16 protein-coding genes are annotated in these 22965 nt (G+C 46.2%); 4 read left to right on the forward strand and 12 right to left on the reverse strand.

The window, feature by feature from the left end; genetic code table 11:
- Positions 1-44: 44 nt before the first annotated feature.
- From OCV20_RS25250 to dsrO, 5 genes are all read right to left on the reverse strand, one after another.
- Complete coding sequence (locus OCV20_RS25250; protein WP_086773619.1) at positions 45-1106, reverse strand: c-type cytochrome; 1062 nt, start codon at positions 1104-1106, stop codon at positions 45-47.
- 9 nt (positions 1107-1115) lie between these two features.
- The gene (locus OCV20_RS25255) at positions 1116-1757 is read right to left on the reverse strand and encodes a c-type cytochrome (protein ID WP_086773618.1); all 642 of its coding nucleotides are present in this window, start codon (positions 1755-1757) and stop codon (positions 1116-1118) included.
- A gap of 409 nt (positions 1758-2166) precedes the next feature.
- Positions 2167-5259, reverse strand: a complete 3093-nt coding sequence (locus OCV20_RS25260) for a tetrathionate reductase subunit A (RefSeq protein WP_086773617.1) — start codon at positions 5257-5259, stop codon at positions 2167-2169.
- 14 nt (positions 5260-5273) lie between these two features.
- Positions 5274-6404, reverse strand: coding sequence for an NrfD/PsrC family molybdoenzyme membrane anchor subunit (gene nrfD, locus OCV20_RS25265; RefSeq protein ID WP_086773616.1), 1131 nt, complete (start codon positions 6402-6404; stop codon positions 5274-5276).
- The gene (gene dsrO / locus OCV20_RS25270; RefSeq protein WP_048610550.1) at positions 6401-7237 is read right to left on the reverse strand and encodes a sulfate reduction electron transfer complex DsrMKJOP subunit DsrO; all 837 of its coding nucleotides are present in this window, start codon (positions 7235-7237) and stop codon (positions 6401-6403) included. Before dsrO ends, nrfD begins: the two co-directional genes overlap by 4 nt.
- Positions 7238-7458: 221 nt before the next feature.
- On the opposite strand from dsrO, the gene OCV20_RS25275 reads away from it, so the two are divergent.
- The 3 genes from OCV20_RS25275 (at position 7459) to OCV20_RS25285 (ending at position 11728) form a co-directional block, all read left to right on the forward strand.
- Positions 7459-9330: a sensor histidine kinase gene (locus OCV20_RS25275; protein ID WP_050646032.1), complete on the forward strand. Its 1872-nt coding sequence runs from the start codon at positions 7459-7461 to the stop codon at positions 9328-9330.
- Positions 9331-9341: 11 nt separating this feature from the next.
- A complete protein-coding gene (locus tag OCV20_RS25280; RefSeq protein ID WP_048609831.1) occupies positions 9342-9944 on the forward strand; it encodes a response regulator transcription factor in 603 nt (200 codons plus the stop codon).
- 572 nt (positions 9945-10516) lie between these two features.
- Entirely contained in the window at positions 10517-11728 is a 1212-nt protein-coding gene (locus OCV20_RS25285; RefSeq protein WP_048614582.1) for a tetratricopeptide repeat protein, read from the forward strand.
- 206 nt (positions 11729-11934) lie between these two features.
- Here the strand turns inward: OCV20_RS25285 and sstT are convergent, their stop codons facing one another.
- The 6 genes from sstT to OCV20_RS25315 all read right to left on the reverse strand — a co-directional run bounded on the left by sstT (position 11935) and on the right by OCV20_RS25315 (position 17773).
- On the reverse strand, positions 11935-13149 hold the full coding sequence (gene sstT / locus OCV20_RS25290) for a serine/threonine transporter SstT (RefSeq protein WP_048609829.1): 1215 nt from the start codon (positions 13147-13149) through the stop codon (positions 11935-11937).
- A 391-nt stretch (positions 13150-13540) separates the two neighbouring features.
- Positions 13541-14605, reverse strand: a complete 1065-nt coding sequence (rsgA, locus tag OCV20_RS25295; protein ID WP_086773615.1) for a ribosome small subunit-dependent GTPase A — start codon at positions 14603-14605, stop codon at positions 13541-13543.
- A 466-nt stretch (positions 14606-15071) separates the two neighbouring features.
- Positions 15072-15530, reverse strand: a complete 459-nt coding sequence (locus tag OCV20_RS25300; protein ID WP_086773614.1) for a copper chaperone PCu(A)C — start codon at positions 15528-15530, stop codon at positions 15072-15074.
- A gap of 85 nt (positions 15531-15615) precedes the next feature.
- Positions 15616-16212, reverse strand: coding sequence for an SCO family protein (locus OCV20_RS25305; RefSeq protein ID WP_086773613.1), 597 nt, complete (start codon positions 16210-16212; stop codon positions 15616-15618).
- Complete coding sequence (locus OCV20_RS25310) at positions 16209-16649, reverse strand: hypothetical protein (RefSeq protein ID WP_086773612.1); 441 nt, start codon at positions 16647-16649, stop codon at positions 16209-16211. Before OCV20_RS25310 ends, OCV20_RS25305 begins: the two co-directional genes overlap by 4 nt.
- Positions 16650-16852: 203 nt before the next feature.
- Positions 16853-17773, reverse strand: coding sequence for a polyprenyl-phosphate transporter (locus OCV20_RS25315; protein WP_048610568.1), 921 nt, complete (start codon positions 17771-17773; stop codon positions 16853-16855).
- 710 nt (positions 17774-18483) lie between these two features.
- Here OCV20_RS25315 and OCV20_RS25320 point away from each other — a divergent pair.
- Positions 18484-19655, forward strand: a protein-coding gene (locus OCV20_RS25320) for an IS3 family transposase (RefSeq protein WP_108721736.1) whose coding sequence is annotated in 2 segments (ribosomal slippage) — positions 18484-18766 and positions 18766-19655 — 1173 coding nt in all. Because the reading frame shifts where the segments join, the coding sequence is not laid out codon by codon here.
- Between the two features lie 75 nt (positions 19656-19730).
- On the opposite strand, the gene malT is transcribed toward OCV20_RS25320, so the two are convergent.
- A complete protein-coding gene (gene malT / locus OCV20_RS25325; protein ID WP_059017555.1) occupies positions 19731-22439 on the reverse strand; it encodes an HTH-type transcriptional regulator MalT in 2709 nt (902 codons plus the stop codon).
- Positions 22440-22965 lie beyond the last annotated feature (526 nt).

Raw genomic sequence — 22965 nt, forward strand, 5'->3', positions numbered from 1 at the left:
CTTAGCTATAGCTGGTGTGAACGGCTCATATTCACTAATACCTATTAATGCTCCTGAATCACTTCTTTACCACTCGGATAAGCTTTGGTACCTAGTACATGACCATCAACTTCTTTGCCATAGTAACCTTGGTGGTTGTGGTAACGCTTAGTATTTCCGGCAACATCACCCTTGTATCGAGGATCTTGTGGGCGTTCATGACTATTCACAAATGCAGCCACATCCCATGCATCTTGAATCGAAAGTTGCTGGCTCTTTCCAAGCGGCATGTTTTCATAGATAAAGTAGGCAGCGGTGTTCACGCGGTGCATACCCGCGCCCCAGTTATACGCGTTTTCGCCCCACAGTGGTGGGAAGTATGAACGGCCGTCTGATCCTTTAATGCCTTCACCATTTTGACCATGACAGGTTTGGCAGCTGGTTTGGTAAACCTTTTCACCACGCGCTATTGACGGCTCTTGTTCAGGGTTATCAATCTTAGGGTAGCCACGCCCAGCCAACTTACTGCGATCATCGATTGGGTATTTGCTTAACAGCTCTTCAGGAAGAGGGAAGCTTTCTGCTTTACCACCGACTTGTAAGTCAGCATCGCTGATCTCAGGAACGGGTGTATCTTGCATGCCGTTCTTGTCTAAGATGCCGCCCATTGCCAGCCAGTATGAATAAGCCGTTAGTGCGACCATCTCTTTTGAACCCTCAGCCGGTGGTAGGCCATTCATTGAGTAGGTAAAGCAACCTTGGATACGTTCTGCGTAGCTGTTTACCTTGTCATTCTTAGAACGATACGCAGGGTAGGCCATGTACGCACCCCAAAGAGGGGCTGCGTTAGGCTTCATGCCTGCTTGCATGTGGCAATTCACACAGTTTTGCTCGTTGCCGACGAATGTACCACGCATCTGTTGTGAATCGACAAACAGGGAATAGCCCAGCTTTACTTTGTCGCCAAATTCTCCATCAGGAATATCTACCAAGTCGCGTGGCACCAGATATTTATTATCTTGTGGTTTTTCAACGGCGGGCAGTTCGGTTTGGCGATCGGGCAACTCAGCTTCGGCATAAGCGATTCCAGAGGCAAGGGTTGCGGTAATTAGAAGTAATGTTTTCATGCGAGCCCTTTAGTATCGGAAAGATGCGAAGTAGTAAGAGAGGTTTTTGATCTCATCGTCGGTCAACTTGCCGGCGATATTGCCCATCATGTTTAAATCATCACCCTTACGAGTGCCGTTTTTCCAAGCGTTGAGCTGAGTCTGAAGGTAGTCGGCATGCTGGCTCGCTAGGCGTGGGAATTTGTCGACACCCATACCACTTGGCCCATGACAGGTCGCACAAGCTGGAATGTTTCGATCCCAATCACCTTGGAATACAAGTTTACGATAGGGGTTATCGATATCGGCTTGTGAGCCGCGCTGTTCTAAATCGGTGAAGTCGTATGAAGGTAGTGAAGCGAAATATTCTGCTACTTCACGACGAATCGCAGGATCAGACACACCATCCGCCATACCTTTCATGATAGCGCTTTGACGCTCACCACTTGAGAACAGAACAAGCTGATGTTCGAGGTAATCAGCATTGAGCCCTGCAAGCATCGGTGCGATGTTGGGCATGCCTTTCCCGTCGGCTTGGTGGCAACCGCTACAGGTTTCTGCGGCTTCTGGCATTGGATTGGGTGCTGCTTGTGCAAAACCGGATAAAGAAAGGCTTCCCAGAGCAGCGATGCAAAGCGTTAGAGTTTGAGTTTTTATGTTCAGCTTAATCATGAGGCGTCGCTATTGGTTGTAATGCACGCATTTTCGACATAATTGGTTGTTCGCGCTATTGTGGATTTCCACATTAATTCACTGGGAACTTGAGGTAAGTCTCACATTAATAACCTCAATCACCATGGTGGTATTGATATGGATTTCGATAGGCGAATCCAACTGTCGTTAACGAAGTGCAAGGGAACTGCCATGTTCGCCTCGGTGTGACTGCTTGTTAAGGCTCTTTATGGCACCGATTGTATAAGCATAGACGCTTGATGGGGTTAGGTAAGAAACTTGTAGGGAAGTGATGTAAAGAATTGATGGTTGGGCGTTGAATAGCTTAAAAAGAAGAGCAACCTCGAATGGCGAAGTTGCTCTACTGTGCTCAGTCTTGATTTGACTGAAATAGGGGAGGTTTGAACGTCTAGACTTTGTAGATTTTAGCCGGAAGCGCTTGTCTTGCTGCTGCGCCCACAACCCAATCCAACATCACGCCTTTGCCTTCTCTGGTCGGGTCAATTAAGCCAATATCATTGATGTTAACGCCATCGTTTGACTTCATCTTCACAGGTTGTTGTGTGTCACCGATCCAGTGCGCACGCTCACCGAGTTCTTTATGACCAAAGCCGTGTTCAAAGCCTAATGTGCCCGGTTTGATGCCATCAATCACCATCGCCAACGCATGTGTGGTTGAGCTCGGTGTTTCAATCGCAAATACGTCACCTGTTTTGATATCCGCAGAAGAAGCATCTTGCGGGTGGATGTAAACAGGGTTTACTCCTTTAATAGATTCCAAGCGTGGTGACAAATTAGAGACCGCACTGTGAATATTGGACTTAAAGTTGGTTAGCGTAAATGGCCACTCTTTTGCTAGGAACTGCTCTGCCAAAGGTGTGCCATCTGCCAGCTTTTGTGGATACCATGTCGGGCAACCCATGTACTGCTCACCACTGATGGTGTTGCGAGAAGTACCGAGTTTTTCATTCCAGATAGCCAATGGCTTGGTCCATTTGTACTTCATGGTTTCATTGGTGTAGGCATTGGTGGCGTCTTCGAAACGACCGCCACGCGCAAAGATATACGCTACCTTGAGCATCTCTTCAGGCTTGAGTGTTTTGTTCATCACAGGCACTAGGCGTTCTAGACCAGACCAAACAATATCTTCCGCATCGACATTCGGCACGCCACCTTTTACGAACGCTAAGTTAGCAGCCGAGCGCAGGTAGAAGTCTTCAGCGCTATGAATACCGTGCCAGTTACCTTGATTGTCTTTGATTACGTTGTCGCCGAAGCCACCTAATCCAAGCGTTTTTGCTAGATCAATAAAGAAGTTCTCTAGGTTGATGGCACGTCCGTCTTGAGTGCGTGAGGTTTTAGGCTCAACAATCGGCCAGCGAGCAGTGATCGCTTTAGTCGCGACGCCATGCCAAGGTGTCGCCATGCCCCAGCTTTCGTAGGTCACTGTGTCTGGCACGAGGTAATCCGATAATGCTGTGGTCTCATTGATGAAGGCATCGATAGACACGATCAAACCAAGCTGTTTTGGATCCTTAAGCTTTTCACCCAGCAAGTTGTCTAAACCCGGAACACCATAAAGTGGGTTCGCCATGTGGTTGATCCATGCCTTTGCTCGGTAAGGGTAGCCATCAATCGCAGCTGATAAGTGCTCGGTTAAAAGCGGTGCTGAGATTGGGTACCACGGCGCGCGTGTCGGGTAAGGTGACTCGCCTGCGGCAACGCGACGTTTGTATTCGCTGGTTTTTTGATACGGGAACTTGCTGCGAGATAAGAACACACCTTGAGGCTTAGTCTTACCTTTAAACTTAGTAAAGTCGTAACGAGGACCAGCAACCGAAGTCGGGTAGCCGCCCGCTTTCGCCATCGCACCGCCTTTCGCGTTGACGTTACCGATCAGCGCGTTCAGCATCAGAATAGAGAACGAGTTGTAGAAGCCATTAGTGTGCATGTTGCCACCGTGAGTATCCACGACGGCTTTCGTTCCGTAGCTGGTAAAGCGTTTCGCTAGCGCAATAATTTGATCCTGCGGGATTTCACACTGCTCGCTGTAGTAAGCAAGGTCATATTTGAAGGCTTCTTCTTTCAATCTTTGTAGAGAAGACTTAACACGAACAGTCTGGCCATCGATTTCTACGTCTTGATCGACGAACAGCGACGCTTCATCTACCTGAATATTTGATGTCAATAGTGACGTTGTCACATTAAGTGCGATAAATCCGTCATCGTCAGACATCGGTTCGCCTGTTTCTAGCAACCCCATATCCGATGCACGAAGCATACGCCCATTTTGTGGGTGCGATTCGTCGCTGATCACTAGGTGAGATGCGTTACACCAGTGTGTAGTGCCTGCTTTCTTCATCGCTTGCGCACTTGGGCGAGACAAGAAGTCGTGATTGTAGCGCTGGTTGTCGATGATCCACTGGATCATACCCAGAACTAATGCTGAGTCAGTGCCCGGCTTGATCGGCAGCCAGTTGTTGCGATCGCCCGCTGCAAGGCTTGAAGATCCTGCTGGAAGACTTGGTGTCACTATGATGTAGCTAAGCTTTCCATTGGTACGAGCCTCAGCCAGTTGTCTTGCTTGGCGCTTAAACGGGTTACCTGCTTGAGCCGGAGACATACCGATGAAAAGAATGAACTCTGCGTTGTTGAAGTCTGGCTTTAAGTGCGAGAACTTGTCTAGATCGTTCATGATCGCGCCTGAACCTGCGCGGAACGCGTAGCCACAGTAAGATCCATGGTGACCAAAGTTACGTGTGCCGTAGCTGTTAAATGCAAAGCGCTTCAAGATGTCGTCACGGCCTTCATTTCCGGCATTAGTCACCAATAACTGGTTCGCTTTTGGACCGTATTCAGGGTTGTTTGGATCAAGTGGTGTTTCGATGTCGCGAATCGATCGCAAGCCTTCAACTTCGCCTTCTCCGAACAAGTCACCACCTTCGGTGACCTCAGAGATAAGTTGCTCGTAGCTGATCGGTTCCCACTTACCTTCACCACGTTTACCAACACGTTTTAACGGTTGAGTGATTCGGTATGGGCTGTTTTGAATCTCTAGCATGCCATTACCACGAGCGCAGGCTGTCGAACGGTTATTGATGCCTGATTCACCAGACAAGCCAATGTAGGCGTCTTTTACAGGCGTTTTGAATGGGATCTGTTGGTCACTTGATAGCGGGTGATACGGGTTGCCCGAGATACGTAAGATCTCGTCATTGCGATTATCGATTCGTACACGCAAGCCGCACAGTGTCCAGCAACCAAAACACATTGAGGGTGCCACGCGTTGGTTTGGATTCGGCGAGATCTTACCTTGCTCATCGACACTGTATTCCGTCTCTAACGAATTACCGTGGTGGATGTGGTTGGTTTTCTTACCCGCGGTGCCATCGATAGCACCGTGAACCATGTGCTTTGTGGTTGTCGCATAACCTGCAGCAAAAGCTCCAACACCACCGGCAGCAAGGCCTGTTTTCAAAAATTGACGACGTTTGTTATCCATGATGATTCCTCAGACTACAAGCTATGTGAGCGGTTAAGTGGTGACGATGTATTTTGGTTTGGCTTCGATATTGTCTTAGGTGTAGATCGAGTTGACACGATCTCAGAGGCGATCAACGCAAGTGCTAGCCACAGGCCACACATACCAACAATGCCGAGTAATCCTGCGCTACCCATTGGCAGTTCATAAGGGAACGCACCCACATCAAAACGTGGAATGGTTTGAACTTCCATCATGGTGACCCAACGTACCGCCCATGCTGAAACGATGGTCGCAAGCGCAACACAGATAACTCCTAGCTTGTTTTGCGATAGGCGTTGCAGTGGCAGCACTAAGATCATGCACAGCAAAATGCTGGTGGTCATGATGCCTAGGTTGATACCCCAAGCGTCGTTCTCATACAGATTGAAGTGACCATGGTTAGATGCCCAAATCGATGTAAGAATGATGGCAAGGCCACCCGTTAAGGTAATGGTTCTTTGTACCAGCGCTAGGTCTGTTGGTTTTAAGCTTGGCTTGTTTGAAGGCAGTAGAGCCCAAATCAACAGCGTTAAGCCCGTTGCAGCAAAGAATGCGGTCGTAAACCAAAGTAGCGGAGAAGCCGGTTGATGCCAAAGCGGTCGGCTCGCCAAAATCGCAATCTCTGCACCTGTATAAAGCGCGATGCTTAGACCTGATAACGCAGTTGCAGCGGCTAATGCAATCATCATTTTTGTCGATACCTGCCATTGCCCCAGTGTTAGCCAAGACAAGCGTTTTAAAAGCGGGTTTTCACTCTCTTTGAGCTGTGCGATGTCATCACGCAGGTAAACCCAAGCAGTCGCAACAGCCAGACCAGAAAACAAAGGTAGAAACAGAGAGCCTAACGACATCCATGACCAAGGCGTAATGTGAGCATAGAAGTGCCACGCACGTCCGGGTTGGTGCAAATCACCGGTTAATGCTAATGGCCCAACAATCGCGCCAATGGCCATCACAAGCACAAGGGCAGAACGGAATTGGTGACTGGTAGAGTTTTTGAAGATAAGTGCAATCAAAAACAGAATGGCGGCCGCGTAAGCCGAACCTATGTAGAAGAAATATTGAACCGCCCACGGTAGCCAAGCGATCTCTTGAGCGGGAACTAACACCTCAGTGATATTCATGCTGTCTCTCCTTGTTTGCCTTGTGTCGCGATTGCCAATTCTTGTTTGCTAGAGGATGAGTTATCGATGGCGGCTGGATCATAAATCGCAGGCTGACCTTCGATATGGCTAACGAAACGCTCGTTCATGCCGATATAGAAAACATGTGGGTTGGTATTTTGCTCTGGCTTAAGCACCTTGATGTCGTCTTGGTTTTCATTAAGCAGCCGGTTTATCTCACTGTTTGGATCTTTGAGGTCACCAATAACGCGAGCGCCACCAACACAGGTTTCGACACAAGCGGGCAACAAGCCATCTTCAAGGCGGTGTGCACAGAAGGTACATTTGTCTGCGGTAAGGGTGTCGTTATTGATGAAGCGAGCGTCGTAAGGGCAAGCTTGAACACAGTAAGCACAGGCTACGCAGCGTTCGTTGTCGACCATTACAATGCCGTCTTCACGTTGGAAGGTCGCTTGAACAGGACAAACCTTAATGCACGGAGCATCGTCGCAGTGGTTACACAGACGAGGCAACATGAAGGACTTCACGTCTTGTTGAGCCGTCGAACCATCATCAAGGGAGACTTCATACTGTTTTACGGTGGTTCTGAACTGGCCAATTGGCGCTTGGTTTTCAACGCTACAGCCAACGGTGCACGCCTGACAGCCAACGCATTTACGTAAGTCAACCGCCATGGCGTAGCGTTTACCTACTTCGCCTTTGCGGTCAGGTTGGTTGTTATTGCGAATGGCTGTGCTTGCGACTGCGGTGTTGATTCCGGTGATGGGAATGAGCGCAGCACCAGCGGAAACCTTGCCGAATTGGCTGAGAAACCGTCTTTTCAATGAGTCCATGTTGGTACCTATAAATGGGTATTCTATCTGTTGGGCTCATTGTCAGATTTTGGGCGTACGCGGGGTATTGTGGATTTCCACATACCCAGATCAAAGTTGATCTAGAACAAATGTGGTTTTACCAATCTAGCTGTTATGCTTTGTTTAAAGGCTCTATTTAACGTGTCTTCGATGCGTTATTTGAGTGTGGACATGCCGTCAGTGTGGAGAAAGAGATTTTAGTGACAGTCCGAAACCTAATATCAATCGTTAGCCTTTGTTGGTTGAGCTTAACCGCAGGAATGTGTTTAGCCGCTCAAACGGAGCAAGAGATTACAACGACAAGCACTGTTGAGTCAGAACAGGTTATTGAGGTCGGTGTGCTGGCTATCCGAGGCAAGCTTTCCGCGCAGCAGCGTTGGCAGCCGACGATGAATTGGTTGTCGGAGCGCATTCCCGGCAAACACTTTGTTCTCAAGCCTTTCAACTTAGAAGAGATGGCTGATGCGGTAAAAGGTGTTGAGGTCGACTTTGTCATCACCAACCCGGGTCAGGCGGTTCGATTAGGGCGTCAATATGACCTCTCTTGGATGGCGACCATGACCAGCCATAACTTCGAAGATCGAAGCATCAGCAATACCCGAAGTATTGGCTCTGCCTTGGTGGTGAGAAGAATGTCACCTTATATCTCGCTCGAACAATTGAGTGGTAAGCCGATTGCGGCAGTATCTGAAAATGCATTTGGCGGCTATCTAACAATGCGTTATCAAGTGATGCAACAAGGGCTTAATCCCAACCATTTTTTCTCTAACACCCAATTTTTAGGTTTCCCGATCGACGCCAGTTTGTATCAACTGCGTGAAGGGCACATTGAAGCGGCTGTCGTACCAAGCTGTTTAGTTGAGAACATGATCAGTGAAGGTTTGCTGGTGGCGGGGCAATATCGAATTATCGAGAATCAAGCGCCAGAAGGATTCCGATGCCAAGTGTCTACGCCGTTGTACCCCAACTGGTCGTTCGCCAAGACAGAGCGGGCTTCTTCGGCACTGGCTAAACAGATGAGTCAGGTGTTATTTGCGATGCCAAAAAGCAGTGCGCCCGCCATTGCTGCGAATGCATCAGGTTGGACGTCACCGACAAGTTTGCTCTCGATAGACAAGCTTTATCAACAACTCGACATGCACCCACTGCAACAACCTTGGTGGAAAGAGGCGTTAATCTGGCTCAAATACAATCAGCAGTGGGCATGGGCGTTCTTTATTCTGGTGGTGTTACTGAATGCTTACCATTTTTGGTTGGAATACAAATTCAGCCGCAGCAAAAAGCAGTTAGAAGCCACGCTGCATAAGTTAAAGAGCAAGAGTGAACAGCTAGAACATTCACAACGCATCGCAGTGGTTGGTGAACTTGGAAGTAGCTTAGCACACGAGATCAATCAGCCTTTGGCCGCGATTCGTAACTATAGCGAAGGTGGTTTACTGCGGATTTCGAAGAACAAACCGCTGACTGATATAGAGCCTGTATTTGAGAAGATCCAGTCGCAAGTGGATCGTGCTGACGCCATCATCCAGCGCTTGAGAAACATGATCAAAAAACGATCATCAGAGAAATCTCAGACCGATATCGAGCAGCTGCTTACAGACACCATTGAGTTACTGCAATTTCGATTACAGAAGCACAAGATAACCATTGAACGCTATGCCGTAGGTAAGCCTATCAAACTAAATGTTGACTCTGTGGGCTTGCAACAGGTGATTGTAAACTTGATCAACAATGCAACGGACGCGTGTAATGCACAACAGCATCGCGAACAAAGCGCTGCGTCTGATATTGATAACAAAAACAGTGGGCCGGCGACAATTAAAGTGATTACCGAGTATCAACCGGATAAAATAATGTTGTCGATTATCGATAACGGAACGGGCTTAGATTTCACTGAACAAGAAGTGACTCAAGCCTTTGTGAGCAGCAAAGAAAACGGCTTGGGGTTAGGGCTCGCGATTTGCCAAGATGTTATTGAAGATCACAGTGGTCAAATGACGATCACGTCACTCACCCCGCATGGATGTCATGTTGCGGTGACACTGCCTTTCTCTCTTTCAAATGATTCATAAGGAATCTTGTTATGTCTGAACTTCATCAAAGGCTTCCGGTCTATGTGGTTGATGACGATGAGTCGATGCGCGACTCGTTGGTGTTCCTATTAGAAGAGCATGATTTCACTGTGTCAGCTTTTGAAGATGGCCCCAGTTTTTTAGACTCAGTGGACTTGAGTGCGCCGGGTTGTGTGGTATTAGACAGCCGAATGCCAGAAATGAGAGGGCAGCAAGTTCATGAGTTGATGGTGAAAGCGCAGAGCCCACTGTCGGTGATTTATCTGACGGGTCACGGTGATGTGCCAATGGCGGTTGAAGCCTTACAAGCCGGTGCGGTGAACTTCTTTCAAAAGCCAGTGAAAGGCAATGAGTTAGCTGAGGCGATCAAACAAGGTTTGGACGCTTCTGAAAAGCACTTACACATGAACGTGTATCGCCAAGCGTACGCTTCGTTAACCGAGCGTGAGATAGACATCCTCAAACAAATTATCGACGGTAAGCGTAACCAGAAAATAGCCGATGAATTGTGCATCGCAATGAGAACCGTGGAAGTACACCGAGCGAGTTTGATGAAGAAGTTTTCTGCGAAAACGGTCGCTGAGTTGGCATACATTTATGGGCAGCTTACCTAACCATAAATGTAAGAGATAGAGAGTGGGAAATCATTCCCTTTACTAGGGCGTGTTGATCTTTCGAGCTGGTTTTTGCAGCGAGTTGCTGGGTATTTATACAAGGCAGAGGCTTTGATGTGTAGCTAGCCTACATGAGAAGCCGATAACGTAGTAGAAATGACCAGCAAACGCTGCCCGAAGGGTTCGGCTAAAAGCGTTTTACTCTTTGTTGAGGGAGATTTGCTTAGAGTGACTAGGCTACTTCCCCCTCGCCGCGATTAAAACGCTTTTATCTCGAACAAAATTTAACCACGAAAGGTCAACACGCCCTAGTGATTTCCTAGTGAAAGGTGGTCTTCATAAGTAATCGATATTGAAGCAAGATCACATCATTTATGGAGTGCATACGGATAGGTCTAAGTAGACTTTTTATCGTTATGTATTCCTGAGATACTGAACTGAGTTCATTTTAGGGCGGAACGTTTTAATAACGGCGCTTTTCCCTGTAATTCGAAACATTCACTATAGGTTGAAAACTCCTCGACACCGAGGCTGATATTAGCTGAGTTAGGTTAAAATATTTTATGAGTACAATGGGAATCGCAATTGGTGCGACGGCTCTTTCGTTAATACTTGTCGCCGTGTGGCTGATCTCTTTATCGCTAAGAAAGCAGCGCTTGGAACAAGAACGTAAGGCTCGTGCTGTCGCTTACCGAAAAGCGATTGAAAAAGCGCGCATACAAGAGCAAAAAGAGCGTCACTTCAAAGCCGAAACCGGTCATGTACCGTCGATTCTGTATTTGGCAAAAGAAGCTGAACGTAACAATATTAAGGAAGCTCTGTATTGGTACGACAAAGCGGCGCAACTCGATAATATTAATGGGATGTACGGCATTGTGCGCCTAAGCATGAAGCGCAAAGAAGACCTGATTTTAAGAGAGAAAGCCAACTTTTGGCAGCTTGCGATATCCGCATTGGACAATGACGTATCGGCGAAATTTGAGATGGGTAAAGCGCTCGTCTTTGGTCGCGGGACCGATAAGAACATCCCTAAGGGTTATACCTATATTGAAGAGTCTGCGGCTGGTGGTAATACCGAAGCGATGTTGTTTATCGGTGACTGGTGTCTCGATAAAGAGAATCCAGATTACTCGGCTGAAAGCTCTGTCGAGTGGTACCAAAAGGCCGCTGAAAAAAACAACCTAGACGGCAAGATCAAACTCGGTATGAGTTACTTGAACGGTGTGGGTGTTGAGCCTAACCATGGTGAGGCTGTTTACTGGTTTGAGACAGCCGCAGAAAAGAACAGTGCAGAAGCGATGTTTAGAGCAGGCGAAGCTTGGATCGACCATGGTGAACACGGCAACGCCATCGCGTATATCTGGTTATTCCTATCAGCTCATTTTGGTTACTCAGAAGCCAAACATTTGAGAGATAAAGTAGGCGGGGAGCTTGGTGTGGATGCAGTCGTGGGCTTACAGGCTCTGACTAAGCCGATAATGACTAAGCTGACCCAAGAAGCAATCACTAAGCACTCAATCATTAAAGCGCTCAACAAGCTCTACAAGCGCAATATACCGATTCCTAAGAAAGTAAAAGAAGTGCTCGATGAAGAAGGTAATGAGTTGAATGTAGATGTGAGCCACATAGCGACTCAAGCGCCGAATGCTCAAGAGGCTAATGTTGATTACAGCCAACAGGTGAATACCGAGCAAGTAGCAACAGATAAACCAGCTAGTCAGAATAGTGGCTCTCTAGATTTCAGCCAGTCTGCTGTTGAATCTAACTGGAACAGAAACCAGTAAATTGCACTCATTTGTTGTGTATGGTTGATAGGTCGTTTAGCTCTAATCGAGAAATTCAAGACAACAAAAAGGGAAGCTGATGCTTCCCTTTTTATTTATGTGCTATTTGCTTTTAGAGCTTAGAGCTTAGAGCTTAGAGCTTAGAGCTTAGAGCTTAGAGCTTAGAGCTTAGAGCTTAGAGCGAAAGCCGAATACTTAAGAGCTTATTAAGCTTTGTTTTGCTCAGCTTTACATACAGCCGCAGTGAACACGACGTCTGTTGAGCTGTTAAGCGCTGTTTCAGCTGAATCTTGAATCACACCGATAATGAAACCAACCGCTACAACCTGCATCGCTACATCGTTAGAAATACCGAATAGGCCACATGCTAGTGGGATAAGCAGTAGTGAACCGCCAGCAACACCCGATGCGCCACATGCTGAAATTGCAGCAACAAGGCTTAGTAGAATCGCAGTGAAGATATCAATCTCAATACCCATTGTGTGTACAGCAGCAAGTGTTAACACAGTGATAGTGATTGCAGCACCCGCCATGTTGATCGTTGCACCTAGAGGAATAGATACAGAGTAAGTATCTTCGTCTAGGTTTAGCTTTTTACAAAGGTTCATGTTCACTGGGATGTTTGCAGCACTTGAACGAGTGAAGAATGCCGTTACACCAGATTCACGAATACATTGCAGTACAAGTGGGTATGGGTTCTGTTTTGTTTTTGCAAATACAAGCAGTGGGTTAACCACAAGTGCAATGATCAGCATTGAGCTTAGTAGAACCGCTAGCAGTTGACCGTAGCTTGCTAGTGCATCGAAGCCCGTTGTTGCGAATGTTGTCGAAACAAGACCAAAGATACCAAATGGTGCAAGACGGATAATGAAGCGAACAATGTGTGAAACACTGTGGCTAAGGTCTTCGAAAACCGCTTTGGTTGTTGCAGATGCGTGGTGCAGTGCAAGACCAAGGCCGATTGCCCAAGCAAGAATACCGATGTAGTTCGCGTTCATTAGCGCGCTAACTGGGTTATCTACAAGCTTGAATAGAAGGGTATGAAGAACTTCCGCGATACCTTGAGGAGGGTTAGCACCTTCAGCGCCAGCAACCAGTGTCAAAGTGGTTGGGAACATGAAGCTCAGTACTACAGCAGTCAGTGCAGCAGAGAACGTACCAATCAGGTAAAGCACAATGATTGGACGCATATGAGTATGCTGACCTTTCTTTTGGTTAGCGATAGAAGCTGCAACAAGAATGAATACTAAAATTGGGGCAACAGCTTTCAGAGCACCAACAAACAGACTACCTAGTAGGCCTGCATCTTGAGCTGCTGAAGGAGAAACCATGGCGAGAACGACACCGAAAACAATACCAGCAAGGATCTGTAGAACGAGATTTCCACGAGCGATGCGGGCGAGCATGTTGTGATTTTGCATAAAATACCTGCAATTGTTAATTTATTATAGTGATGTATCTTTTTATAAAGTTGTACCAAATTCGACTATACACTAGTGGAATGGGCGGTCATATTAGCGGGATCTAAGAGGGTGTCTAGGAATAGTTTACTTTTAGGGTGATTGTTTGCGCTACGTGGTGTTTTTAGAGCTAAATGTTAAATTAATGTATTTTGATTGAGCTATAAATCTACAGAATGACATTTAATAGACTCAATATACTGTAAATCTGGAAATGTAAACGGCTATTGGTAAGAACATTGTGTGCATAAATAGTCACACTAAGACCAAATTGAAACAAAAAGCCCCACGTGTTTAACACTATGGGGCTAAGCTTGTCTCAAATACAACTTATAGTCGTTAACTTAAAGGTTTAGTCAGAAGCTTTTTTAAGATTTCGACTTTCTGATTGAACGGTTTTGTACATCTTCGAAAGCTGTTTACTGTTAGCACGTTGCTCTGCCAATGAGGCACCATTTCTGGCTTGCTCTCGCAATAGCTTTTGATAGTTATTAAATCGTCTTTCAGACAACTCACCACTCTCAATGGCTTTGCGTATTTTGCATCCAGGCTCTGATTCATGATGGCAATCAGAGAAGCGACAGTGCATGGCTAACTCTTCGACATCAGAAAAGGTTTCACTTACCCCCTCGGCGCAGTCTGCAAGCTGCAGCTCTCGCATTCCTGGCGTATCAAGCAGTAAGCCGCCCGATGTCAGTAAATGCAGTGAGCGCGACGTGGTTGTATGTCGGCCTTTGCTGTCGTCTTCACGAATGCCACCGGTGGCTTGCTGAGTCTCCCCAAGCAGCGAGTTGACCAGTGTAGATTTCCCCACACCAGACGACCCCATCAAAGCCACCGTTTTGCCCGTTTTACACCAAGGTGATAATACTTGAGTAGAGTCTTGGTCTAGGCTATTAACGGCTTCGATCATCAGCATCGGATCTAGGCTTTGCACTTGCTGTACTTTGTCTTGGTAATCGTCACACAAGTCTTTCTTGGTCAGTACGATAACGGCTTCAACTTGCGCTTCATTAGCGAGAGCGAGATAACGCTCGATGCGGCTTAGATTAAAGTCGTTATTTAACGAAACCACGATAAAAACCGTGTCGATATTGGCTGAAATATATTGTTCAGCTACGCGACTGCCAGCAGCTTTACGGCGGAAGAGCGATTGACGGTCTAGTAAACGCTCGAATTGTAGGTCAGAGTTCAAAATCACCCAGTCACCAACGGTCATTGCCGGTTGGTTTTGGTGGATGGGTAGAACAATCTCACCTTGCTCTGACGCTAAGGTATAGCCACTACGATGATGTGCGACGATACGAGCAATGACGGAATGGTCATAGTCTTCGAGTGTCAGTTGTTGTTGGAATACAGGTTGCCATCCAAGTTGTTGAAGTGACATTGGATGAGAAAATGCAGTTTGTGAATTCATGTTTATTTACCCAGACGTGCGGGCTTTCTTTTCTTATGAGAGCATTAACGTCTTGTAAGACCCCAGATTGTTGATGAGATCGAAAAGCGTTAGTCAGATCAAAAAGCGTCGAGACGTCAAAAATGTTTGAGCTTGGGTCGAATTCAAATAGATAGGACCCCGGATTGAGTCATGCTTACAGGCATGCAGATATTGATCACTTACGATCAACAGTAAACCGGGTAAAAGTGTGCGGTCGTCAATGGATGACGATAAGTTGGTAGATCGGTGTTTAAGTTTGATTAACCAAACAAATTAACGCGTTACTTTTACTGCCAGTTTTAGTGTGTTCATTACAATCATCTTCTATTCTCCTTGGTTTATTAATGTGTTCAGGCTTTGAATAAAAAGCGCGCTCAGTTTAACAAAAAGCCACGATGGCGAGAAGTCATCGTGGCTTAAATTATTTTATCAATTGTGAATACGATTAATGATGGTCGTGGTTCATCTTTTTCATGCCGCTCATCACTTTCTTCACAGGTGCATCGAAGGTCTGTGTTTCACCATTGGCAAAGGTCAGTGTCATCTCGATTTGCTCACCTTCTTTTAGGCTGCTTTTTAGGTCGAACAACATGATGTGTAGGCTACCTGGTTTAAGTGCCGCTTCACCATTCGCTGGGATTGTGATCTCTTGAACTTGGCGCATCTTCATTACGTCGCCGTCAACGATAACATCATGAAGTTCTACCTTTCCTGCTGCTGGCGTTGTCGCAGAAACAATAGCGCGATCTTTATCACTGTGGTTCATCAGAGTCGTGAATACTGCGCTGTTCACTGCTGAAGGCGGTGTTGCACGAGCGTACGCGTCATGAACCATAATGTCGCTGTTGGCGTGAGCAAGAGGAGTGAGCAATAAGCCTGCTAGAGCAAGTGCTTTTAACTTCATGTTGTTGTCCTTAATTTTTATGTTTTGGTCTGGGACCTGACTTTTTTGTTCGAACTTTATTGGTTAAGTTCTTTATTGTTACGTTTTACTGCGTCAATTGGTTGATGGCCTCAACAATCGGCGCTGGCGTTAACGTATGCGGCACTTTAGTAATCAAGGTGCCGTCGGGCTTTAAAAAATAGAAATATGAGCTGTGGTCAAGGGTGTATTCCAACTCTGAACCTTCCAGCTCGGTCTTTCTGAAAATAACACCGTAGTTATGTGCAAGCGTGGTTGTCACATCTAACGGACCACTTAGTCCTTCCATCATTGGGTGGAAGTATTGTGCGTATTTGTATGAGGCTTCTGCTGCATCACGCTCAGGGTCAAGAGAGACAAACATCGGGCGAATCTTGGCTTTTGCTTCATCAGAAACTTGGTTAAGTGCTCCGGCTAACATCGCTAGAGAAGTGGGGCACACATCTGGGCAGCGTGTGAAACCGAAGTAAACGATACGAATTCTGTCATCGGTTTGGTCAAAGATTTCGGTTGGCTGGTTATCTTTGCCGAAAAGGGTTGTTGCAGAGAACTCTTGTTTTGCAGCGTGTTGCTCTTGAGCTTCGTTTTGCCCATCAAGATAGCTTTTGACACCAAAGCCAAGTACAAACGCTACCACCAATGCTAACGACCAATTCTTACTCATCTTGCCATCCTTATTGCAGGGTTTACGGTTTCAACACCATCGGTGAGTTCGCCAAGCCAGGTCATTTTATCCATGGTGCACACAGGTAAAATCACGTCACCTTCATAGGTATTGTCGCCAATATTCTTTAATTGAAAACGCGCCGAGCCCATTTCCATCTCTAAGCCAGTGAGTGACAGCATTAATGTGTCAGAGGCTGCGCCTTGCCAAACTACTTTGATTTTACTTGGAACGAGTGGCTGTGCCGTCTCACTATCGAGTGTCATCGCCACCGCATTTTGCTCACATGATGTGGTTGAAAGCATGCAGTAATCATCCAAGTTGACGTCCGCAGTTGAGTGCTCCATCGCTGATTTAAACTGCTGAATTGCTTGCGGCCCATAAAAGCCTGCCACGAGAGCGATCCCAACAGCAGCAACCTTTAATGCAGAGTGCATGTCGTGTTCTCATCTAATTTTATAAGAGCGGCGATGTTATCATACCCCTCAATACGTGCTTGTATCAAAAAGCAATTTTGTGCGTATGGTAGAACTAAAAAAGCGAAGCCATTGGCTTCGCTTTTGTCTGTTTATTAGATATGTGAGCTTAGTATTTCTAGGTTCTATCTGTTCTGAACATGTTCCAGAAGTACGCTGAATGATTAGTCAGCGTTACGCTCTGCGAACTTCTCTAGTCCTAGAACTAAGGCAATCGCAACAAACATCATCACAATCGCCATGACAAGTTGAGAAGGCTGAGAGGTTACGGCTTCAAAATCAAATGGTGATAGGTTTTCTTGAATCAGAGGAACTTGTTCACCTTTAGAGTTTGTGCGCCAGCTGATGGTCTCTTTCCACGGCCAGATCTTAGGTAGCGTACCGATCATCAAACCGGTTAAGAATACCAATGTGAAATCGCGGAATGAGCGTAGTAACCAAGAGAGTACGTGCGAGAAAGTCAGTAGGCCGATCACACAGCCACTGAGGAATAGCGCAAGCACATCGATTTGGAACTCTTTAACTGCACCAAGAACTGGGCCATACATACCAATCAATAGCAGAATGAAGCTACCCGAGATACCCGGCAAAATCATCGCACAGATAGCAATCGCACCTGCTATGAGAACATTGATGCTAGTCGGTTCCATTTGCAGCGGCTTAAGCACGGTAATGCTATAAGCGAAAGCAACGCCAAGCAGCAAAAACACGAAGCGAATCATATCGCGTTTCTCTACTTGCTTAAGAATATGGAAAACCGATACCAAGATCAGGCCGAAGAAGAAAGACCACAGTGGAACAGGGTGGGTGACCAATAACCAAGAAATCAGTTTTGCAAATGTCGCAATGCTCGTGAATACGCCTGCGAACAGTGAAATTAGGAAGAAACCATTGATGTGATTAAACGCGGCTTTGAAGCCTTCGCGTTTCCATAAGCCAAGTACGCTAGGGTTAATTCTGCGAATGCTTTCTAGCAGCGTATCGTAGATACCAGTGATGAATGCGATGGTTCCGCCCGACACGCCAGGAACAACGTCTGCTGCGCCCATAGCCATGCCTTTGAAAAAAGTACTTAAGTAGTTCATTGCTTCATAGAGTTGAGGATGATTTTGTGCAGTATACAAACTTTAGTGTAAAAAAAGTATGAATATGCTTTTGGGGAAAGGCTTTTATTACTCTATTAATTGTAACGCAATAAGTTGAAGTGAATATTTGCCTAACATTTACATAACAACCACTTAGTGATTTGTCATTAACAGCAGAGATGAAACTGATCTCTTATCGATATTGCATCTTGGTTGCATTATGCAAATGCACTTTGCAATTCGCATGGCAAATTCATGGTTTTTATGCGATGCAGGGCTTATAAAACGTCGAATAAAAGTTGGCACGCTAACTGCATTAGATACATTGACCCTTCTTAAGCCGAGGGTCACCTAGCCAACTGACGTTGTTAGTGAACTTATGATTTGTTCACAAATATATAGAGCCAATCGCGATTATTGCGGTTGGCTATTTTTTTGCCTGTCGTTTGGCTAACTGCTAACTGCTAACTGCTAACTGCTATTTCCCCCATGTTCCAAGCAAAAAAAAAGCTAGCCACCATTGGCGACTAGCTTAAACTTTTCTCGAATCTCGAATCTCGAATCTCGAATCTCGAATCTCGAATCTCGAATCTCGAATCTCGAATCTCGAATCTCGAATCTCGAATCTCGAATCTCGAATCTCGAATCTCGAATCTCGAATCTGATGTGACCCCATAAAAGTAGACACTTAATACAGAGCATTGAGTGTCATGAAAGTAAAATCACAAAGACAATATACAGACGAATTTAAACGAGAAGCTGTTCAGCGATCTCTCGATTCTTCTGATACCGTTAAGTCAGTAGCACTATCCTTAGGAATATCGCCGGTGCTACTTTCTAAATGGAGATGCCAAATGACATCGAAAAAGACTAACTCCCTCCCAATACCTAACCACGGCCCCGAAAAATCCTTTGCACAACTGGAGAAAGAGATCCGTCAATTGAAAAAGAAGCTTGAGATGGCAGAGCTGGAGAATGATTTCTTAAAGGAAGCGAAGGCTTTCTTCGACAGCCAAAAAGAATAAGGTTCGAGTATATCCTTAAGAAGGCCAGTGTGAAGCTTCCTGTCATACGACTATGCCAATGGTTGGGTGTTTCTAAAGCGGGTTATTACAAGTGGCTAACAAGGAAACCATCGAAGCGAGAGACAGACAATGAGTCTTTAAGTCACTACTTGAGGAGAGAAAGCAAAGCTCAGTATTGTATTCCAGGCTATCGAAAGCTTTGGGAAGCAGCGGTCGCTAACGGCTTTATTTGTAATAAAAAGCGAGTACAGAGGCTTCTGCAGAATATGGGCTATCGCTCTTGCGCGAGCAAGAAGCGATATGGACGAGCACCAAGACAAAATACGCTTATACCTGCCTATAACATTCTTGCCCGTCAATTTAAGGTGGATAAACCCGATCGAGTTTGGGTGTCAGATATAACTCAGGTGCGCTGTACTGATGGTTGGCAATACCTGTGCGTCGTCTTAGATTTGTTTTCACGCAAAGTGATTGGTTGGTCGACAAGTCGCATTAATAACGCAAAGTTAGTGCTAAGAAGCCTGAATAAGGCTTGGAAACAAAGGCAGCCCTTAGGTCACGAGCTTTTGTTTCACTCCGATCAAGGTATACAGTATCGAGCGTTGGAGACGATCCGTTGGCACCGTAAACGAAAGATTAAAGTCAGCATGTCGAGAAAAGGAAACTGTTGGGACAACGCTTGTTCCGAAAGCTTCTTTGCGCAATATAAGAAAGAGTGGATGAACAACTTAGATCAGCTTTCACGACAAGAAATGACGATGCAGAGTCGAATTTATATCGATACCTATTATAATCCAGTAAGAAGACATGGGACTCTAGGTGGAGTGAGTCCCATGGACTTTGAACTAATCAACTAAACCCCTGTGTCTACTTTTTAGGGGCCATATCAAATCTCGAATCTCGAATCTCGAATCTCGAATCTCGAATCTGTTTTAGTACCCCATCAACTGCAGCAAGTTCTCCGCTGTGCTGATTGCTTCTTTACGGTTAGCGATGTTGAGCTTTTGGTAAAGGTTACGGATGTGAGTCTTGATCGTGGTACCCGCTACATCGAGTTCTTGAGCGATCTGCTCGTTACTGAACCCTGAATAGATCAGACCAAGCACTTGCCATTCACGCTGGGTGAGTGGGCTAGTGCGCACCAGCTCAGGAATATTCGGGTGATTAACCAAGTTTTCAACAAAGTCTTCATCGAAGTGAACCGAGCGACTGCGTTGGGTGGTGGAGATATCCTTCATGATTTGTTGTGCGCGGTGACGTTCTAAATCACCTAAGCCAGGCTTGTTGCTCAACTTATCCAAGATATGCCCGATAGTCCCACCGTCGACTAAGAAGTTACCGACCATACCGGTTTGGTTAGTCATATGAAGCGCTTCTTCAAGCAGTACACGTGCGCTGTCTTCATCGTTAATTTGTGTGCGTAACACGGCTTCAACGATCAAGTTGCGGTTGGTGTCTGTAATCAGGTGCGAACGCTGGGCTTCACTCTTAAGGAAGGTCAGCGCTTCTTCGGCTTCTTCGTATTGCTCAAGGATGATGTGTGCACGAACGATGTTTCGCCACTGAAGTTGGCAGAAGTGGTTGCTTGCCGATTCAGGTCGAACAGCTACACTCAGCCAATCACGTATCGCCTCTTTATCACCTTTTACTTGCCAGAACAGAATCAAAGAAAGAGAAGCGTTCGCTGTCCAATCTACGTGGTAAGTCGATTGACGCAATAGGTGCTGAATCTGGTCAATAAACTTCGACGCTTTATCAATCTCACCGCGGCTCAATGAAATACGAGCCAACATAGAGTAGCTGTGTAGATGTTTACTCGGAGAGTGGTGTCCAAGGATATCTAAGCCTTTGTAGCAACACTCTTCCGCTTCATCTAGTCGGTTCCAACACCAGAAGATCTGAGCGCGAACACGCAGCAAAAATTCATGCAGAGGCACGTATTGAAGCTGGTGCTCTTCAATCAATTTGAATGCACTGTCTTGTAGCTCAAATGCAGCTTGAACATAACCTTGAGCAATCAAGATTTCGCTTTGTTGCAGAATCGCCCATAGAGCCTGATGATAAACCTGATACTGGCGTGCCAGTTTTTCTGTCTGTTGCATCATCGGTAGCGCACGGCTTAGGTTACCCATTACGTGATTCACTTCGCCCACAACCGAGGTGGCGACAATGCGGCTACGATAAACTGTGGTGTTCAACTGACTCAACGAAAGCTCAGCCAATTCCAACGCTTTCTCAGGCTCATTGCTGTTGATGGCAACTTGTGCGCGTAAGGCGTTGTATTGGCCTTGCTGCTGAGTATCGAGTTCAATGTTTCGAGCTTGATATTGAGTCTCAGCCTCTTCCAACAAAGTACCCACTTGATCATAACGGTGCTGACTTTGTGCAAGCCAAGCACGCAACATGGATAGTTTAGGTTCACTGTAAAGTTGGTCGGTGGTCAGTTGCTTGATCGCCATCTCTAGTGACGACAGCTCACCTTGGTTGAACATAGGCCAGCCGTGTTCAGTCAGGATTTGAATGATCAGTTCTGGATCTTCAGCGCGCTGTGCGTGACGTAGTGCTTGGTGTGGTGTGTTTTGCTTGATCCACGCTTTTGCAGCACTTCGATGCAGCTCTGCTTCTTGCTGAGGAATTCGAGCTTGGCGCTCATGTGCGAGGAATTCACCAAACAAGTTATGGAAGCGATACCAGTTCTTTTCTCCCTCAAGCGGGTAGATGAACAAACCAAAACGGTTGAGTGATTCGATCATACCTAACGCATCTTCACGCTGTGTAAGCGCACACACAAGTTCATCGTTGAAGTGATCAAGCACAGAACATTGCATCAAGAACTGTCGGGTTTCTTTGTCTAGCAGGTCGAATACTTCTTCAACCAAGTAGTCCCAAAGATGGGCGTGGTTAAAGTGAGAGAATGACTCTGCGGACTGTGCAAGAGTGCGTTTTTGGTGTTGTGCTTGCAGCGCGATAAGTTGCAGTGCAGAAGGCCAACCTTCTACATAACTACAAATACTGTCTGCCGTGGTGTCATCAATGCCGTCGGCTACGCGTTGGTTGAAAAAGCGTGTGGTTTCTTCGGTATCAAACGCCAACGAGTCATTACCTAATTCGATCATTAAGTCACGAACGCGCAGGTTTGCTGTACCAAGTGGTGGCGTACCACGACTGGTGACAACCAACGTTAGGTTGTCGGGCATGTGTTTGAGGAAGAAGCGCATGGCTTCGTGGATGTCGTCATTGTTGACCAAGTGATAGTCATCCAACACCAGAAAACACTCGCGATGGAATTCCGACATCTCGGCAAACACTTCACTTAATAAAGAATGCAGCGATGAAAATTGTCGTTTTTCTGCCAGCTTTTGGGCATTCGGGCAGGCATTTTGGGTCGCTTTATTAAGTGATTGAAGTAGGTAGTTGATAAAGCGGAAGGCATCGTTGTCGCTATCATCAATGCTGTACCAACCCACATTGGGTTTATCTACCAACCATTGTGCAGCCATGGTGGTTTTGCCGTAGCCCGCTGGAGAGCGGAACAACACAAGCTTATAGCAATCTGCATTGTGAAGCAGATCGAGAACCCTAGGTCGTAGGATTGCATTATGTAAGCGGCCGGGACGAGTCAGTTTCGAAGGGATCCACATATCGAAGTTTTACACCTATTCCGTGGCTATGTTCTGGAATATCCCAATCTATCGTTGAGTGCACTCCAATGACATTAGCCTAATTACTTAAGTCTTTACTCATATTACGTGAAGCCAAACGTTACCGACTACGATCCTCCTCAGAAACCTTGCGCTTCTGCATGTTTTTGGGTGTCTACGCCCTTTATTTGAGACTTTGCTCACGTTGCGGGTTGGTTTTCGAATGTGACTTCGTTCGTCCCTACACTGGAATCTATGCAAAAGATGAGAGTTGGAAATTATTTTCGTGATCTGAATATCAGATTTGACAATGACTTTAATCTGGTTAAATAAAAGTCACATCAATTGAAGTTAAGTTATCGAACGGGAGCTTGTGATCTTAGTCACTCCAAGTTTTTGTTCGCAGTCAGAACATGAGAGTCAGATCACTAACCCTAAGTCGGTACGCCCCCTACGCCCTCCCATCTACTCCTAGTCAGTTGCGTTAGCGGGAGGATGTTTAGTTTATGGTGACCATGCACGATAT

Source organism: Vibrio coralliirubri (assembly GCF_024347375.1).
Classification (GTDB): Bacteria; Pseudomonadota; Gammaproteobacteria; order Enterobacterales; family Vibrionaceae; genus Vibrio; species Vibrio coralliirubri.

Excerpts from the sequence above, each read along its gene's own strand:
- OCV20_RS25305 (WP_086773613.1), bottom strand. The coding sequence starts at position 16,212 with ATGAGTAAGAATTGGTCGTTAGCATTGGTGGTAGCGTTTGTACTTGGC.
- OCV20_RS25315 (WP_048610568.1), bottom strand. The coding sequence starts at position 17,773 with ATGAACTACTTAAGTACTTTTTTCAAAGGCATGGCTATGGGCGCAGCA.
- nrfD (WP_086773616.1), bottom strand. The coding sequence starts at position 6,404 with ATGAATATCACTGAGGTGTTAGTTCCCGCTCAAGAGATCGCTTGGCTA.
- malT (WP_059017555.1), bottom strand. The coding sequence starts at position 22,439 with ATGTGGATCCCTTCGAAACTGACTCGTCCCGGCCGCTTACATAATGCA.
- OCV20_RS25310 (WP_086773612.1), bottom strand. The coding sequence starts at position 16,649 with ATGCACTCTGCATTAAAGGTTGCTGCTGTTGGGATCGCTCTCGTGGCA.
- sstT (WP_048609829.1), bottom strand. The coding sequence starts at position 13,149 with ATGCAAAATCACAACATGCTCGCCCGCATCGCTCGTGGAAATCTCGTT.
- OCV20_RS25255 (WP_086773618.1), bottom strand. The coding sequence starts at position 1,757 with ATGATTAAGCTGAACATAAAAACTCAAACTCTAACGCTTTGCATCGCT.
- dsrO (WP_048610550.1), bottom strand. The coding sequence starts at position 7,237 with ATGGACTCATTGAAAAGACGGTTTCTCAGCCAATTCGGCAAGGTTTCC.
- OCV20_RS25280 (WP_048609831.1), top strand. The coding sequence starts at position 9,342 with ATGTCTGAACTTCATCAAAGGCTTCCGGTCTATGTGGTTGATGACGAT.
- rsgA (WP_086773615.1), bottom strand. The coding sequence starts at position 14,605 with ATGAATTCACAAACTGCATTTTCTCATCCAATGTCACTTCAACAACTT.
- OCV20_RS25300 (WP_086773614.1), bottom strand. The coding sequence starts at position 15,530 with ATGAAGTTAAAAGCACTTGCTCTAGCAGGCTTATTGCTCACTCCTCTT.
- OCV20_RS25260 (WP_086773617.1), bottom strand. The coding sequence starts at position 5,259 with ATGGATAACAAACGTCGTCAATTTTTGAAAACAGGCCTTGCTGCCGGT.
- OCV20_RS25250 (WP_086773619.1), bottom strand. The coding sequence starts at position 1,106 with ATGAAAACATTACTTCTAATTACCGCAACCCTTGCCTCTGGAATCGCT.
- OCV20_RS25285 (WP_048614582.1), top strand. The coding sequence starts at position 10,517 with ATGGGAATCGCAATTGGTGCGACGGCTCTTTCGTTAATACTTGTCGCC.